The sequence below is a fragment of the Halalkalibacter kiskunsagensis genome, from assembly GCF_037027555.1.
Classification (GTDB): Bacteria; Bacillota; Bacilli; order Bacillales; family Bacillaceae_D; genus Halalkalibacter; species Halalkalibacter kiskunsagensis.
Genome location: NZ_JAXBLX010000037.1, coordinates 1 through 16742, shown reverse-complemented (window position 1 = coordinate 16742; position 16742 = coordinate 1). Strand labels below are relative to the sequence as shown.

Below are 16742 nucleotides of genomic sequence, written 5' to 3'. Positions count from 1 at the left end.
GACTAAAAACTCGGTAAATCCGAGTTTATAAAATCCTTACAAGCAAGGTTTAAGTAAACCTACTCCTTATGCTATTACAAAATCGCTTTCTCTTCAATAATTGTGCGAATTTTTGTCACCATTAGATCAATAGCGACACGATTCTGCCCGCCTTCTGGTACAATTACATCCGCATAACGCTTTGTTGGTTCAATAAATTGCAAGTGCATCGGTCTTACAACGGAAGTATATTGATCAATTACAGACTCAATTGACCGACCCCTATCCTCAATATCTCTCACTAACCTTCTAATAATTCGTATATCAGCATCAGCATCAACAAATAACTTAATATCCATCATCTCTCTAAGACGCTCATCTTCAAGAATTAAAATACCTTCAACAATAATAACATCCTTCGGGTCAATCACAATAACATCACTTGACCTTGTATGAGCTTTATAATCATACACAGGCTTTTCGACTCCTTTGCCCGCTGACAGCAATTGCAAATGCTCAAGCAATAAATCATTGTCAAATGCTAATGGATGATCATAATTGGTTTGCAATCGTTCTTCAAAACTTAAGTGACTTTGATCCTTATAATATGCATCTTGTTCAATTAATACAATTGATTGTTCATTAAATTGATAAAAAATTTCTTTAGCTACCGTTGTTTTACCAGATCCTGTTCCACCGGCTACACCGATAACAATAGGTTTTTTAGACATTATCTTACCTCTTTACGCATCATGTTTTGAGGATAAACCGGCTTATCTACTTTAAAACGAACAACTTGTAATGGATGTCTTGCTGCATCGATCTCATTGCCTTCTTCATCCCAAATCGTTTCGACCTTTTGAACAAAGTTTGCAATTTCCGGACCAAAAAATTCAATTTCATCTCCAGGCTTAAAGTGATTACGTTGTTGCAAAGTTACCATTGATGTTTCCACGTCATATTCAAGTACTAATCCTGCAAAATCATACTTTGTACGTTTCGCAGTTTTCCCGTACATTTGCTCTTCAAATGTTGGTTGCCCTTCGAAAAATTGTGGGGCAAAATCACGATTGGCACATTTCTCTAACTCGTCCAACCAAGCTTTATCTATTTTGAAATTGTCTGGATCTGCACAATAGGCATCAATGACCTTACGATATACACTTGTAACCGTCGCAACGTAATGAATTGACTTCATCCGTCCTTCAACCTTTAGACTATCAATTCCAGCTTCGATCATCTTTGGAATCGCTTGTACAAGGTTTAAATCTTTCGGGCTCATCGTATACTGAGCATCGCCTTCTTCAAAAAGAGCCTTTTCGCCGTTTTCATTCGTTTCATATAAATCATATTCCCATCGACAGGACTGACAGCAACCACCACGATTCGAATCACGCGCTGTCATATGGTTACTTAGTACACAACGTCCAGAGTAAGAAATACACATTGCACCGTGAATGAATGCTTCAATTTCTATGTCTACTTTCTTTTTCATTTCAAGCATTTCCTCAAGACCAACTTCTCTAGCTAATACAACACGATGAAGTCCCTCTTCTTTCCAGTACTTCACAGAAAGCCAGTTACTTAACGATTGTTGAGTACTAAGATGGACTTCTACCTTAGGAGCAACACGCTTGCACGTTTCAATAATTAATGGGTCTGCAACAATAATCCCTGTCACGCCAACTTCTTGAAGAGATTCTAAATACTCTTCTAGACCATCCATATTTTCATTATGAGCAAAAATATTTGTCGTGACATAGATTTTCGCACCATATTTATTTGCAAATTCTACTCCTTCTCTCATTTCCTCAAGAGAGAAATTATCAGCATTTGAGCGAAGGCCAAATTCACGTCCGCCAATAAACACCGCATCTGCACCATAGTGAACAGCTATTTTTAACTTCTCTAAGCTACCTGCAGGAGCTAATAATTCTGGCTTTTTTGTAATGATTCGTTTCCCCTCATTCGTACGTTCAGCAATAGTCGTCATAGCATATCCTCCTTTCTTAATAGACCGTTTCTTTGAAGAAAAATCCTGTATCTAACTTGCGGTTTTCTGGTTGAATTTCTTCTAATTTCGCTAAATAATTTTCTTTACGCTCTTCATATTCATCTCGAGCATCAGCACAAAAGTCAATGGCTTCTCGATACAAAGCTGTTGCTATTTCCATATATTCTGTCGACTTTAGCAGGCCATCGATTTTAAAGCTATCAATTTCAGCATCGATCATCTCTTCTAGTTCATCAATAATACAAATATCATTTGGACTCATAATGTGAGTTCCATTCTCATCTTCAAAAATCGGATACCTAGCATCACGCTCTGGATCAAACAAATGCAGATTACGCTCCTTATCACGCTTCTCAACTTCTAAGTTCTTCCCTTGGAACTGCATATAGTTGCCAATTAATGTTCTCTTTGATTGGAACATACTTGTCATTCCATGAACTTGAACTTCGACTTCAACCTCTGCATTTTCCTTAATTTCAACAATCGCATCCATATTAATTTCACGAGCTAAAACCGCACGAGTTGCACCTTTTCGCCCCCAATAATTCGCAGTGAACCAATTGGTAACTGTTTGTTCCGTGTTCCAGTGCAACTTCAGATCGGGAGCTACCTCACGAACCGTCATTAATACAGCAGGGTCTCCGAATGTAATTCCATCAACATTTGCTTCGCGTAAAAATTTCACATAATCTGCTAATTCATCTACTTTGTCATTGTGAAAAAGAGCATTCATAGCAACGTATACTTTTTTCGATTGTTCGTGAGCAATATTCACTGCTTCCTTCACTTCGTCTCGTGTAAATTCACCAGCTAGACGCAAACCGTAACGTTGTTCACCAATGACAATCGCATCTGCCCCCGCCTTAAACAGTCTATTCACAGCATCTATATCTTTTGGGGTCACTAGTAATTCCGGCTTCTTTCCCATTTTGTTATCCTCCTCTTACATTTTCCGTTTAATACTAACAGCTAATCCATCTCCTACTGGCAAGATTCTCGTCTCATATTCTGGATGATTCATTAGCCATTCGTTATAGCTTTTTATTTTATTTGCGATCTGTCGCAAGCGTTTATTTTCTATGTCCTCTTCCGCCACTAACCCACGGAACAACACATTATCTGAATAGATCACACCGCCATGTTTAATAAATTGACCGTATATATTAAGAAAACGTTTGTACTGTCCTTTTGCGGCATCAATAAATAATACATCAAAAAGGGGTTCTGATTCAAGTGTTTGAGCCAAATCCAAAGCATCACCAAATCTAACATCAATACGGTTCGCTAAGCCTAAAGAAGATATGTTCTTTTTCGCTTCCTCATACCGCACTTCATCACGTTCAATCGTTACAATACTAGCATTTGGTAAGGCTTGAGCCATTCGAATGGCTGAATAACCAATGGCCGTTCCAATCTCTAGTATCCGCTTAGGCTCATGTAATTTTAACTGCTGCAGGAGACTTTCCATCCCTACTAAATCCATAATAGGAACTTGATGCACGATAGCATATTCTTCTATTTCTTCCACTCTTTTTTCACGAGTGGGTACAAGGGACTTTAAATAGTCCTCTACTTGTCTCTTTATCATCATACCACTCCATTCTACTAAGAACATAGAAAAGAGGGCGTGTTTTATAGTAACACATCCCCCTTACTACTTACTAATCATCTTCAACCTCTTGACTTTGAGCTTCAACCCATTCATTGCGATACTCTTGATGTGTACGATTGTGCTCCTCATACGTTTCATTGTAAATTACTTCACCATTGTAACGAGCGTAAAAGTAAAGTGCATCTGTCGCTTCTGGTTGTAATGCTGCTTTAATTGAATCTTTCCCCGGACTTGCTATTGGTCCAATTGGGATCCCTGCATATCGATAAGTGTTATATGGTGAATCAACTTCCGTATCTGCATAAGTTGTCATATAACGGTGCTCACCAATTGCATAAGAAACTGTTGGGTCGACTTGAAGTCTCATTCCTCTCTCTAACCGATTATAAAGTACCCCAGAAATAAGATAGCGATCTTCTGTTTTTTGAGCTTCTCTTTCAATGATCGAAGCTAGCGTGAGTAATTCATGGATAGTATATTCACTTTCATCGATCTCCGAAGTAAACTCATTTAATACCGCTTGCGTCCCATTCAGCATCGCCTCAACGATCGTTTCAATCGATGGCTGCTCTTCCATAAAATCATAACGTGCTGGAAATAAATATCCTTCTAATGCATAACGAATATCATTATCTAAAATATCATCTGTTAACATTGAGTATTGATCAATTAAACTTTCTATATACTCCTCATTTGTTAACATGTCCATCACTTCTTCTTCACTATGATCCGTTTCAGTTGCAATAATTCCCGCAATATCTTCAAGCCATCTACCTTCAGGTACAGTAAAAACTAGTTCTGGTTCTTGCAACACTTTTCCCTCTTTCAATTCTTGAATGATTTCATCCATGGTCATCGAAGTTGAAAGAGCGTAATCACCTGCTTGAAATCCTGATTCATTTTTGTAACGAACATAATAACGAAACATCGTACCATTTCGTACAAGTCCCTCGTCCTCTAGTATCGTTCCAATATGATTGGCAGTTGAACCAATCGGAATTGTTACTTCGACTTCTTCCGGATTGTCTACATCAACTGGTCCTAATGTATTCTTCACATAAAAATAAGCGCTAATAGAAAAAATGATACCAATAACAAATAATCCAATAACACTAAAAAAGACGATTTTCCTCACAACCCTCGCCTGAGAAACTCGCTCTTCATACAATGCATTTCGTGGTTTTTCGCTGGAATTAGACATCATTCTCCTCCTTCCACCGTTATATTATACTACATTTCGACTAAAGATAAAGAAAAAAAAACAGCTACCTGTTTTTGGTAGCTGTTTTTCCTCCGGAGGCTAGCTGCTTTTGGTAGCTAAAAGGACTAACTTACTCCTCTTCTTCCGGTTGGAATGTATTTAACATTTCCTCAACCATTTCCCACTCTTCGTCAGTTTCAACTGGGAATAAAGCAATGTCGTCTTCTTCACCTTCACGATCTTCGTAACGGAAAGCAAATACTTCCACTTCTTCTTCCTCATCATCTTCATCTGCTCCAACAGGAGTCACTAAGATATATGACTTTTCTGTTGCATCAACATGGAATCTGAATAATTCATCAAAAAGATGCTCATCCCCATTTTCATCAGGGATCACAATACGCTCTTTTTCTTGTTCAGTCATTTGATTGCACCTCTTTGTAGTAATGTTAGATTAGTTTGGTAAACAAGGAGCAATGCTGCACAATAATGGCAGTGGCTTCACTCATTGCTTTATCGTGCTATAAAAAGGGAAAATTGACCTTTTTTAGTACGATTAGTTTCCTTTATGATCAAGATATCCTTGCAATATCATGACCGCAGCCATCTTATCGATGACCTTTTTTCTTTTTTTGCGACTAACATCAGCCGAAATAAGCATTTTCTCCGCAGCGACGGTCGTTAAACGCTCATCCCACATCTTTATCGTGCACGAAACATACTGACTTAATGTATCCGCAAAAACTTGGCTACGCTCACCACTAGGTCCGATCGTTCCATTCATATTTTTAGGTAGACCAATAACAATCGAATCTACACCATGTTCTTCAACAAGGCTGGCAATCGCTTTAAAGTCTTTTTCTTCATCACTTTCTTCACGCTTAAGTGTCGTTAAACCTTGTGCCGTCCAGCCAAGCTCATCACTTAGTGCTATACCAATTGTTTTCGTACCGACATCTAATCCAAGTGCTCTCATTCATTCTCCTTACGGTGCTGTGATAAATATGATTTTACTAACTCTTCAATTAGTTCGTCACGTTCTAGCTTACGAATGAGTGTACGCGCATCTTTATGACGCGGAATGTACGCAGGGTCTCCTGACAGTAAATAGCCAACAATTTGGTTAATGGGGTTATAGCCTTTCTCCTCAAGTGACTCATATACAGAAAGGAGCACCTCTTGGACATCAACTTCAACCGTGTCATCAGGAAAGTTAAATTGCATCGTTTTGTCCATAGAGCTCATCACAAACACCTCTTTCATTCATTGCTGTCTAACAGCTTGTCTTATTTCCATTGTACACCAAAAAAGTTCAATTAGGAAATCGTATTTACATACTCTTCTACAAAAGCAAGAGCTTTTTCTAATTCTGCCGGATTTTTCCCGCCAGCTTGGGCCATATCAGGACGACCGCCGCCACCGCCGCCGCAACGAGTAGCAACTTCCTTCACAAGCTTTCCTGCATGGAAGCCTTGATCAAGTAAATCCTTCGTTACACCAGCAACTATGTTTACTTTCTCACCGGAAACAGCCCCTAATACAATAATTCCAGACGATAAATCTTGTTTTAATGTATCCACTATTCCACGAAGTCCATCCATATCAGCTGCATCTACTTTTTTCGATAACACGGTAACACCATTTACCTTTATGGCTTCATTAACAAGATTCCCAGCTTCCATATTGCCCAACTTCGCCGTTAATGATTCATTTTCTCGTTGTAATTCACGAATTTGTTGCTGCGTAGCATCAATTCTAGCCGGGACGTCTTGCACACGTTTGACTTTTAAATTAGTTGCCACATCTTTTAGCAATTGAATCTGACTATTCATATGTTCATAAGCCGCTTTGCCCGTCACTGCTTCAATACGGCGTACACCTGCACCAATCCCTGATTCAGAAACAAGTTTAAATAGGCCAATTTCAGCTGTGTTACGCACGTGACAACCGCCGCATAACTCTAAACTATAGTCGCCTACTTTTACAACACGGACCGTCTCTCCATATTTCTCTCCGAACAGCGCCATTGCGCCCATTTCTTTTGCTTCATCAAGCTTCTTCAAAGAAATATCTACTTGAAGTGCATTCCAAATCTGTTCATTTACAATCTCTTCTACCTTTGTCAATTCTTCTGTTGTTACTTGACCAAAATGAGAAAAGTCAAAACGCAATCGTTCCTCAGAAACTAATGAACCTGCCTGATTTACATGCGCTCCAAGAACATCTTTAAGTGCTTGGTGCAAAAGGTGGGTAGCCGTATGGTTTTTTACAATTGAAATTCGTTCCGTTTCTTCCACAACACACGTAACCGTTGTTCCTTTTTCAAGCACGCCTTCTTTTACAACAATTGTATGGAGGTGCTGTCCATTCGGTGCTTTGCTAACACCTGTAACGTCAGCCACTAGATTTTCACCTCGAAGCGTTCCTGCGTCAGAAACTTGCCCACCACTTTCAGCATAAAATGGTGTTTCATTTAAAATCACTTGAGCAGTATTACCTGCTTGCACGCTATCCGTAAGCTCTTTATCAGAAATAAGTACTTCCACTTTTGCATCTGTTGTTAGACGATCATACCCTACAAATGTACTTTCTGTTGTAATTTGTCCAAGTACTTCATCTTGCACTTGCATGGATCCTGATTCCTGACGAGCAGAACGAGCACGCGCGCGTTGCCCTTCCATTTCACGTTCAAAGCCTGCCCGGTCAATGTCTAAGCCTTTTTCTTGTATATATTCTTCCGTTAAATCGACTGGAAATCCGTATGTGTCATACAAACGGAACACATCAGCACCATCGATTATCTTTTTTCCTAATGCTTCTGCATCAGCTAGTATTTTTTCAAGAATCGCTAATCCTTCATGTAATGTTTCGTGGAAACGCTCTTCTTCATTTTTCATAACTTTTTGTACAAATTCTGTTTTTTCTTTCACTTCCGGATAGAAGTCTACCATAATCTCCCCAACAACCGGAACTAACTCATACATAAAAGGACGGTGTATATTAATTAACTTTGCATAGCGTACTGCACGACGTAATAATCTTCGCAGGACATACCCACGCCCTTCATTCGAAGGTAGAGCCCTGTCAGTAACAGCAAACGTTACTGTTCGTACATGATCGGCAATTACTTTAAACGCTACATCAGTTTCTTTCTTTTCCCCATATTTCACACCAGAAATTTCTTCTGTTGCTTTAATAATTGGCATAAATAAGTCCGTTTCAAAATTAGTTGGAGTATCTTGGATAACTGAAACCATTCGTTCGAGACCCATACCTGTATCAATATTCTTCTTTGGCAGCGGTGTATAGCTGCCATCTGGATTATGATTAAATTGAGAAAAGACAAGATTCCACACCTCTAAGTACCGTTCATTTTCACCACCTGGATAAAGTTCTGGATCTTTTTCATCACTTCCATAACTAGGGCCGCGGTCATAGAAGATTTCTGTATTCGGTCCACTTGGGCCTTCTCCTATATCCCAAAAGTTTCCTTCTAAACGAATAATACGTTCTTCTGGAACTCCGATTTTTTTTTGCCAGTAGGCATATGCTTCATCATCTTCAGGATGAACAGTTACCGATAACTTCTCTGGATCAAATCCAACCCATTTCTCACTCGTTAAAAACTCCCAAGCCCATTCAATTGCTTCTTCTTTAAAATAATCACCAATGGAAAAGTTCCCAAGCATCTCAAAAAACGTATGATGACGAGCTGTCTTTCCAACATTTTCAATATCATTTGTCCGAATTGATTTTTGAGCATTTGTAATACGAGGGTTTTCTGGGATAACACGTCCATCAAAGTATTTCTTTAAGGTTGCTACCCCACTATTAATCCAGAGCAGCGTTGGGTCTTCATGTGGAACCAAAGATGCGCTTGGTTCAATATCATGTCCTTTTTCTTTAAAAAAGTCTAAATACATTTGTCTAACTTGTGCAGATGTAAGTTTTTTCATTTTCATCTCTCCTTATTATGTAAACTTAGTACTGAGTTTGTTCCATAAGGTTGGTTTTTCCTTTTTAAACACGCTACTGAGCAAAATAAAAAAACCCTCAAATCCCTAAAAGGGACGAGAGTTTATCACGCGGTACCACCCTAATTATAGACAATAATTTGCCTATCACTTAAAAGTCTTAACGCGACTTAACGTCAGAGATTATCTGCACTCGGGAGTAGCTTTCTGAAACCCTTCGCTTAGTGTACTTTTCAGCTTATGGTACACCTCTCTTTAAACGGACTGTTTCATACTCGTTCCTTCAACGCTTTTAAATTACTTTATTCATCTTTTTGAACACACATATATTATAGAAATCCATGATTCAAATGTCAATCTTTCATGAAATGCAAACGAAGGTGCACTAGTGTTACTTTTCCAATCGCTAAAACAGGGACAGCGATAAGCATTCCAATAAACCCGCCTACCTCCACTCCAACCAACAAAGCAAGAATAATTAGTGCAGGATGCAAATGGAGCGTCTTCCCAACGATAACAGGTGAAAGAATGTTCCCTTCAATCTGTTGAATAACAAAAATAAGAATAATTGTGGCAATCCCTAATTGCCATGATTGCAAAAAAGCAATTATGACAGCCGGTACCGCTCCAATAAATGGCCCAAAATAAGGAATTAAGTCCATTGCTCCCATAAATAATCCGAGTAAGATTGGATAAGGGACACCAAGTAGCCATAAACCAATTGTAGAAATAATAAAGACAGACAAGGAAACAAGCAATTGCCCTCGAATATAGCTTCCAAAAGTATGGTCGACATCTTTTATATAACGCTTTAATGGATCTCTCCATCTCCGCGGAGTTAAATACCAAGACAATTTTCTTATGAGCTCATGATCTTTTAACAAAAAGAAAACAAGAAAAGGAATAACAATAAATGAAAAAAGCGACTTAATCAGAAACAAGGCTACCGCTTCTACTTGGTCAAAAACGCCCTCACCCATTTCTTCAAGCTGTACTCTCCACTCTTGAGTTTGTGTTTGCATTGGTGCAGGAAGAGTATCTATATACCTTTCGATTCGAGCCGTTTCTTTCTCTATTTCATTAATTTGAGCTGGAATCGTCTCAAAAGCGTGCTGTATTTGCTTAATAAATGCAGGTAAACCAATGGTTAGAAGGAACCCAAACACAAATACGATCAACAAAAAGATTAAAAGAACGGCAATAGGACGTGCTAACCCAGAATCGTGCATTTTTTCAACTAATGGATGGAGCAAATAGGTCAAAAGGGCAGCAATCCCTACTGGTAAAGCCAATGCTCTAAATACAGCTCCTATAGGAGAGAACAATGGCGCTAGCTGAATAATCATAAAGATAATTAGTAATGTAAGCAGGGTAAATACAAGTCTATTCAACCATTTTTGCTGCATTCCTTTGTCCATATTACACACCTCCCAATCTATAGTGTGTGCACAGATTCCATATCCATACAAGTTGAGCACATGCGTTACTGAACCTTTTAGTATTCGCTAAAAAAAAGAGAGAGACATTTCATCTAACATAAAGTTAGAATGACCGTCACTCTCTTCGTTTTCATGAAGACTTTCTTGTGGAAAATCATTCAAATATCCCATGCACCACTAGAATAAGCAAAAGCAATTTCTATAGACAACTTATCCTATTCAATGTCGAACCATTATTTCAGTTTACATTCCAATTTGAAGGTCCTCATCCTCAAACAAATCATCCAATGAGCTAAGTGAACCGTCTTCCTCAACTTGATGCATGGATAGCCTTCCTTTCAACAAACTCATTTCTACAAAACAATTCCAGCAATAGTATTGGTTCGTTCCGATCTTTCCGATATCTTTGCTCTGGCAATTTGGACAACGCATGATAAAGGCTCCCTTCTATTCCGTGAGGATGGCACGACCTCCAGCGATTGTTAACTTAGAATTGCACTTGACAACTCTTCGTCCCTCTACTAAGTCAGCTACCAATCCTTCCGTGACTTCATACCCTACAATCGTGCCCATCTCTTCCAAAAAATATACGTCCTCAAGCAACCCTAATTTTTCTCCTTCTGCTGTTAACAACGCAATTCCTTGCAGACGACGCTTCCCATTTTTTAGCGGAAAGGCTTCTTTTTCTTTAGCAGAATAGGGTTTAAGCATATTTGTGTCCTCTATCATGACTCCGTCGCTACCAATGCTTGCTACATAAGAGACCGGCAAAAATAAGTGCTTTTGGAACCAACCTTTAGGGTCAATAATAAACCCTGTTACAGATCCATTCTCATACAACAAATCTAAGACATGTCCACATTCCTTAGCAGTAGATAGTGAAATTACCGGTAATCCTTCTACTGTTGAAAAAGTTCGCAAAGAAATCGCCACCCCTCCGAACATTTTTAGTGTGTGGTGATTCTTATTGAATTATGTTGGTTGGCTGTTCCCATTGGTTGTGATTAATTGTAACTTTTCCTGTAACTTCGAATTTCTAATTAATTCTTCTTTTTGTGTAATTGCAGTGTGGAAAGCTTTAAGATCACCGCATAATAATAAATACTGTTTAGCCCGTGTGATGCCGGTATATAATAAATTCCTTCTAAGCATCCTTGCATAATTGCGCACGATGGGCATAACAACAATGGGAAATTCACTACCTTGAGCTTTATGAATCGAGCAACAATAAGCATGGGTAATTTGATTTAAATCTTTTTTTAAGTAGACCACTTCTGTTCCATCAAACGAAATGACTAATTGATCTTGTCGTTCTTGATTTTCTTTCGCATAAAAAATCGCGACAATCTCTCCGCGGTCTCCGTTATAGACGTTTTCATCTGGATTATTCACAAGCTGCAAAACTATATCACCTGTCCGGTAGACCACATCCCCGAATCCAATTTCGCGCCTTTGCTCTGTTTTCGGATTAAACAAATTTTGAAGCATATTATTTAATTCTGTAATTCCTGCACTCCCTTTGTACATCGGGGCAAGCACTTGAATTTCTTTTGCTGTATATCCTTTTTTCATTGCATTTTCGCAAATTTGTGAAACGACTTGTCCGACATGATCGACTTGACACGGGAAAAAGCGTCGATCTGCCTGCGGTTCAGGTAAATTAGCTGGCATTGTTCCTTGCTTCATCGCATGAGCTAACTCAATAATTGATGAACCTTCAGCTTGGCGATAGATGTCAACTAATGGGACAGTCGGTATCACCGTCGATTCAAGGAAATCGCGAAGTACTTGACCCGGTCCGACAGAAGGCAACTGATCTTGATCACCTACTAGCACCACTTGCATTCCTTTTGGCACTGATTTTAACAGTTGATTCATTAACCAAATGTCCACCATTGAACTTTCATCGACAATTAAAAGCTCCCCTTCGAGCGGCTCATGATCACCTTTTTCAAACCCGCCCGTTCCACCTTTCCAACCTAAAAGGCGATGGATTGTTGTCGCTGGTAATTCTGTTGCTTCACTCATTCGCTTAGCCGCTCTTCCTGTTGGTGCGACAAGCAAAATTGGAAATGGATTGCTTTTTGTATAAGTTTTTTCATCTAATGCTAGTCCATGTAAACGTGCATATAGTTCCACTATTCCTTTAATAACGGTTGTCTTTCCTGTTCCAGGCCCACCTGTTAAGATCATTAACGGAGACGATAGCGCCGTTTGAATAGCTTCCTTTTGCGAAGGAGCATATTCCATTTTCAGTTCTTCCTCGAGTTTCCCTAATGCTTTTAAGAACTCAGCTTCCGGGAACTCGTCTTCTATTTCTTCACTTAACAGTCGGCGAACACTTGTCACAATTCCTTTTTCTGCAAAATAGAGTGTCTTCATATATACACGGTCATCTTCAATATAAATAGTATCCTCTTCCTGCATAAGAAGGAATTGTTCTTCCACTTGCTGTTGCTCAATTTGACAATCGTAAGAAGACAATAATGAAATAACATGAGGGGTAAGCGTTGCTTTCTCAAGGTAAACATGTCCTTCTTGAAGACACAATTCTTGAATAAGGAATAAACACCCAGCACGAATTCGGTCAGGGTGATTCCCCGTAATTCCAATTGCAGCACCTAAGAGGTCTGCTCTCCTAAACCCAATTCCTTCTACATCAGCAATTAATTGATATGGATTCGACTGTATGATATCAAGAGCTTGAAGCCCATAAGCTTGATACACTTTCATGGATAACTCCACACCAAATCCGTGTTTGGACAAGGTCATTAAAACTTGTTCTACACCTTGCTGATCAACGAGTTGTTCATACAACATGTCCGCTTTTTCCTGTGAAAGCTTTGGAACCTCATTTAAAACAGATCGATGCTCCACAATTTTTGTAATCGCTCGTTCACCAAGTACCTCTACAATCGTTTCAGCCGTCTTTACCCCGATTCCTGGAAAACGTCCACTGGATAAATAGTGAACAATCCCATGCTTTGTCTGGGGTAAGTCCCTTCTGAATTGTTCTACTTGATACTGAACGCCAAATTTTGGATGATCAATTAAACGACCAAAAAACAAAAAGGTTTCATCTTGCTCTAACTTTGGTAGCATTCCAACAACTGTTACCTTTTTCTCCTTTAATTCCTCATTTGTCTGTGCGACACGAACTAGCGCCACCGTATAAAAATTCTCCTCGTTACGAAAAACAATGTGAATCACATTTCCTTTTATGTATCCACGGTCAATTGTTGTTTCGTCTTCAGGCAACATCGATTGTTCCTTCACATGTCATCACCCTTACTTGATGGCTAGTTCAATTGTTTTCTTTCCGTTTGCAGCTAGTGCATGATCCGGCTGTATCGCAAGTGCTTGTTGAAAAGCAGATAACGCATCATGAGCACGCTCTTTATAAGCATACGCAACACCTAAATTAAAGAAAGCATCAGCATGCTGTTCATCTAATTCAACCACTTTTTCTAATTCAATTATTGCATCATCAATTTGCTCTAGTTGTGCTAAGCATAATCCATGATGAAATCTACCGTCAATATCATTTGGATGAAGTTCTACCGTTCGTTTAAAAGATGCCAGTGCGTGCGGAAGTGCTCCTAATTGGTAATAACTCATACCTAGCATAAAATGTACATCCGATTCGTCTAATTTCTCAATGAGCGCTTTCTTAAACATTTTTACTGCTTCTTCAAATTGATCTTGCTTATAATAAATCGTTCCAGCGCCATAATAGGCCGTAGCAGCATGCTCATCGAGACCAATTGCCTTATCAAAAAACGTCAAAGCTCTGTCATAGTCTCCCAAAACACCGAGCAGATTACCAAAGTTAATAAAACCAGTTGGATCTTTTGGATTCTCTTCTATTGCATCATTAAACATCTTTGCAGCTTCTTCGTATTTTTGCTCATTCATAAATTCTATACCTTTTTCATTAAACATCAATATGCCTCCTCACATTGTATCTACTAATATAATTATAACGGAAAAAGGAAAATACCGATTAGGCATTTTCCCACTTTTTAATGACATGATCAATTGTTCCTCCGCCAAGACAAACATCTCCATCATAGAAAACAACCGCTTGCCCAGGTGTTACAGCACGTTGTGGTTCATGAAAGAAAACACGAGTCGTGCCATTTTCTCCTGGATATACGGTAACAGCTTGATCTGATTGACGATAGCGCAGTTTAGCATTGCAAGTGAATTCCTTCGTTCCAGGAAGTGATACAATCCAATTCATACCGATTGCATCTAACCCTTCTGAATAAAGACCTTCATGATGAAACCCTTGACCAACAATTAGAACATTGAATTCTAGATCTTTTCCAATGACAAACCACGGCTCACCAGCCCCACCAATACCAAGACCTTGTCGTTGCCCTAATGTATAGTACATCAATCCATCATGTTGCCCTTTCACTTCTCCATCGACTGTTTGCATGTCACCAGGCTGTGCAGGTAAGAATTCACTTAAAAATTCTTTGAAATTTCTCTCGCCGATAAAACAGATCCCTGTACTATCTTTCTTTTTAGCAGTTGCCAAATCAGCCGCAAGAGCACGCTCACGGACCTCTTTTTTCGGCAAATGTCCAATTGGAAACATTGTTTTAGACAACTGCTTCTGCGATAAGGCATTCAAAAAATACGTTTGATCTTTGTTATCGTCAACACCACGTAGCAAGAGATATTGTCCTTCTTTTTCCTCAACACGCGCATAATGTCCTGTAGCTACATAATCAGCACCAAGTGACATCGCATGATTTAAAAAAGCTTTAAATTTAATCTCTTTGTTACACATTACATCAGGATTTGGTGTACGACCAGCTTTGTACTCCTCTAAAAAGTACGTAAAAACCTTGTCCCAATATTGTTTTTCAAAGTTAACCGCATAATAAGGAATTCCAATTTGATTACAAACTCGGATGACATCTTCATAATCCTCTGTCGCTGTACAAAAGCCACTCTCATCGGAATCATCCCAATTTTTCATAAATATTCCGATCACGTCATAACCTTGTTCTTTTAGAAGCAAAGCAGTAACGGATGAATCTACACCACCAGACATTCCGACAACAACTCTTGTGTCTTCTGGTCGCTTTTTCATTTTTTCACCACCTTCGATCCTTCGAGGTTAGTCAAAAAAGGGGAAATTACCCTTTTATAACCACCTCTTCTAGTTGATAAATTCTTCCTGTTGCTTGAGCCTTTTTACAACTTTAGCTGTTTCAATTGCTACCCGCTCTATTTGTTCCACTGTATTCCCTAGCCCAAAACTAAACCGAATGGCAGTCTGAATTCGTTCCTTGGCTTGATCAAACATTGCGACAAGGACGTGCGACGGTTCAATTGAACCAGCTGTACAAGCTGATCCACTAGATGCTGCAACACCAACTATATCTAAATTCATTAATAATGACTCTATATTCACACCAGGAAAACTTACATTTAGTACGTGAGGCAACCTTTTCGTCTGATGACCATTTAGGTAGAATTCAACTTCTTCCCTCATCCAAGTATCTATTAGAACTTGAGCAAATTGATGGTAACGCTCCTGTCGTTCTGAGAGTGTTTGCGCTGCTAAATGGATTGCTTTTGCAAATCCAACAATGGCTGCAACATTCTCTGTCCCAGCACGGCGCTTGCGTTCTTGTTCCCCCCCGTAAAGTACAGGTCGTAACTTGATTTCTTCACGAACGTAAAGTAATCCAATTCCTTTAGGGCCATTAATTTTATGAGCAGAAATCGATAGCATATCGACCGGGAGTTCAGCCAGATTCAAGTTAACTGCCCCACAAGCTTGAACTGCATCAGTATGAAAAACTGCCTGATGTTTGTAGAGGAGCTCTCCAATTTCCTTAATAGGTTGAATCGTTCCTACCTCATTATTTCCAAACATCAACGTAACAAGGATTGTATCATCACGCAGCACCGCTTGTACATCATTTAGCTTTACTCTTCCTGTTTCATCTACTGGAAGATAGGTCACTTCAAAACCACGCTTCTCAAGTTCTTGGCAGGCATGTAATACGGCATGATGCTCGACCTTCGATGTAATGATATGTTTACCTTTGTTTTCATGTTCAAGTGCATATCCAATAATCGCCATATTATCAGCTTCTGTCCCTCCGCTTGTAAAAACAACGGTTTGCTCACTAACACGAAGCGACTCTGCAATACTCTTCCTTGCTTGATCAAGAGCATGCCTCGCCTGTCTTCCAATTTGATGAATACTTGATGGATTCCCAAAATGAGATTCAAAATAAGGCAGCATCGCATCAAGTACTTCTGGATGAAGCGGAGACGTAGCAGCATGATCGACGTAAATGATCTCCAATTTTGCACACCTTCTTTTTTGCTTTGTTATCGAGAATAAGAAAAAAGGTAAAGTTCAACCTTTTTTCTTACAAGCTTCTTCTGTAACTCTTGGAAGGCAATCGCTTCCTTCACTGCGCACCCTTTATGAGAAACCCACTCATAAAGGGCTTAAAAGATGGCAGTGGCTCCGCTGATTGCTTCGAGA

16 protein-coding genes and 1 other annotated feature are annotated in these 16742 nt (G+C 39.2%); all 16 genes read right to left on the bottom strand.

Annotated elements, in window-relative coordinates; translation table 11 throughout:
- Positions 1-74: 74 nt before the first annotated feature.
- Complete coding sequence (gene udk, locus SLH51_RS18315; protein WP_335962905.1) at positions 75-710, bottom strand: uridine kinase; 636 nt, start codon at positions 708-710, stop codon at positions 75-77.
- The gene (locus SLH51_RS18310) at positions 710-1972 is read right to left on the bottom strand and encodes a peptidase U32 family protein (RefSeq protein ID WP_335962904.1); all 1263 of its coding nucleotides are present in this window, start codon (positions 1970-1972) and stop codon (positions 710-712) included. The genes udk and SLH51_RS18310 overlap by 1 nt, the downstream gene beginning before the upstream one ends.
- A gap of 16 nt (positions 1973-1988) precedes the next feature.
- Entirely contained in the window at positions 1989-2921 is a 933-nt protein-coding gene (locus SLH51_RS18305) for a peptidase U32 family protein (RefSeq protein ID WP_335962903.1), read from the bottom strand.
- Positions 2922-2936: 15 nt separating this feature from the next.
- Complete coding sequence (locus tag SLH51_RS18300) at positions 2937-3581, bottom strand: O-methyltransferase (protein WP_335962935.1); 645 nt, start codon at positions 3579-3581, stop codon at positions 2937-2939.
- A gap of 73 nt (positions 3582-3654) precedes the next feature.
- Positions 3655-4809: an endolytic transglycosylase MltG gene (gene mltG / locus SLH51_RS18295; RefSeq protein WP_335962902.1), complete on the bottom strand. Its 1155-nt coding sequence runs from the start codon at positions 4807-4809 to the stop codon at positions 3655-3657.
- A 127-nt stretch (positions 4810-4936) separates the two neighbouring features.
- A complete protein-coding gene (locus SLH51_RS18290) occupies positions 4937-5230 on the bottom strand; it encodes a DUF1292 domain-containing protein (RefSeq protein ID WP_335962901.1) in 294 nt (97 codons plus the stop codon).
- Between the two features lie 132 nt (positions 5231-5362).
- Complete coding sequence (ruvX, locus tag SLH51_RS18285; RefSeq protein ID WP_335962900.1) at positions 5363-5782, bottom strand: Holliday junction resolvase RuvX; 420 nt, start codon at positions 5780-5782, stop codon at positions 5363-5365.
- Entirely contained in the window at positions 5779-6051 is a 273-nt protein-coding gene (locus tag SLH51_RS18280) for an IreB family regulatory phosphoprotein (RefSeq protein ID WP_335962899.1), read from the bottom strand. The genes ruvX and SLH51_RS18280 overlap by 4 nt, the downstream gene beginning before the upstream one ends.
- A gap of 71 nt (positions 6052-6122) precedes the next feature.
- Complete coding sequence (alaS, locus tag SLH51_RS18275; protein ID WP_335962897.1) at positions 6123-8762, bottom strand: alanine--tRNA ligase; 2640 nt, start codon at positions 8760-8762, stop codon at positions 6123-6125.
- A 107-nt stretch (positions 8763-8869) separates the two neighbouring features.
- Positions 8870-9076: a binding site (T-box leader), on the bottom strand.
- A gap of 57 nt (positions 9077-9133) precedes the next feature.
- Complete coding sequence (locus tag SLH51_RS18270) at positions 9134-10198, bottom strand: AI-2E family transporter (RefSeq protein ID WP_335962896.1); 1065 nt, start codon at positions 10196-10198, stop codon at positions 9134-9136.
- A gap of 264 nt (positions 10199-10462) precedes the next feature.
- Complete coding sequence (locus tag SLH51_RS18265) at positions 10463-10651, bottom strand: hypothetical protein (RefSeq protein WP_332690687.1); 189 nt, start codon at positions 10649-10651, stop codon at positions 10463-10465.
- Between the two features lie 15 nt (positions 10652-10666).
- Entirely contained in the window at positions 10667-11152 is a 486-nt protein-coding gene (locus tag SLH51_RS18260; protein WP_335962895.1) for a PRC-barrel domain-containing protein, read from the bottom strand.
- 39 nt (positions 11153-11191) lie between these two features.
- On the bottom strand, positions 11192-13480 hold the full coding sequence (gene recD2, locus SLH51_RS18255) for an SF1B family DNA helicase RecD2 (protein ID WP_335962934.1): 2289 nt from the start codon (positions 13478-13480) through the stop codon (positions 11192-11194).
- Positions 13481-13507: 27 nt separating this feature from the next.
- Positions 13508-14161, bottom strand: a complete 654-nt coding sequence (locus SLH51_RS18250) for a tetratricopeptide repeat protein (protein WP_335962894.1) — start codon at positions 14159-14161, stop codon at positions 13508-13510.
- 61 nt (positions 14162-14222) lie between these two features.
- A complete protein-coding gene (mnmA, locus tag SLH51_RS18245) occupies positions 14223-15326 on the bottom strand; it encodes a tRNA 2-thiouridine(34) synthase MnmA (RefSeq protein WP_335962893.1) in 1104 nt (367 codons plus the stop codon).
- Between the two features lie 69 nt (positions 15327-15395).
- The gene (locus tag SLH51_RS18240; RefSeq protein ID WP_335962892.1) at positions 15396-16556 is read right to left on the bottom strand and encodes a cysteine desulfurase family protein; all 1161 of its coding nucleotides are present in this window, start codon (positions 16554-16556) and stop codon (positions 15396-15398) included.
- Positions 16557-16742: the final 186 nt, after the last annotated feature.

Coding starts and splice junctions, on each gene's coding strand:
- SLH51_RS18300 (WP_335962935.1), bottom strand. CDS start 3,581: ATGATAAAGAGACAAGTAGAGGACTATTTAAAGTCCCTTGTACCCACT.
- udk (WP_335962905.1), bottom strand. CDS start 710: ATGTCTAAAAAACCTATTGTTATCGGTGTAGCCGGTGGAACAGGATCT.
- SLH51_RS18250 (WP_335962894.1), bottom strand. CDS start 14,161: ATGTTTAATGAAAAAGGTATAGAATTTATGAATGAGCAAAAATACGAA.
- SLH51_RS18270 (WP_335962896.1), bottom strand. CDS start 10,198: ATGGACAAAGGAATGCAGCAAAAATGGTTGAATAGACTTGTATTTACC.
- recD2 (WP_335962934.1), bottom strand. CDS start 13,480: ATGTTGCCTGAAGACGAAACAACAATTGACCGTGGATACATAAAAGGA.
- SLH51_RS18290 (WP_335962901.1), bottom strand. CDS start 5,230: ATGACTGAACAAGAAAAAGAGCGTATTGTGATCCCTGATGAAAATGGG.
- SLH51_RS18310 (WP_335962904.1), bottom strand. CDS start 1,972: ATGACGACTATTGCTGAACGTACGAATGAGGGGAAACGAATCATTACA.
- ruvX (WP_335962900.1), bottom strand. CDS start 5,782: ATGAGAGCACTTGGATTAGATGTCGGTACGAAAACAATTGGTATAGCA.
- SLH51_RS18305 (WP_335962903.1), bottom strand. CDS start 2,921: ATGGGAAAGAAGCCGGAATTACTAGTGACCCCAAAAGATATAGATGCT.
- mltG (WP_335962902.1), bottom strand. CDS start 4,809: ATGATGTCTAATTCCAGCGAAAAACCACGAAATGCATTGTATGAAGAG.
- alaS (WP_335962897.1), bottom strand. CDS start 8,762: ATGAAAAAACTTACATCTGCACAAGTTAGACAAATGTATTTAGACTTT.
- SLH51_RS18280 (WP_335962899.1), bottom strand. CDS start 6,051: ATGAGCTCTATGGACAAAACGATGCAATTTAACTTTCCTGATGACACG.
- SLH51_RS18265 (WP_332690687.1), bottom strand. CDS start 10,651: ATGCGTTGTCCAAATTGCCAGAGCAAAGATATCGGAAAGATCGGAACG.
- mnmA (WP_335962893.1), bottom strand. CDS start 15,326: ATGAAAAAGCGACCAGAAGACACAAGAGTTGTTGTCGGAATGTCTGGT.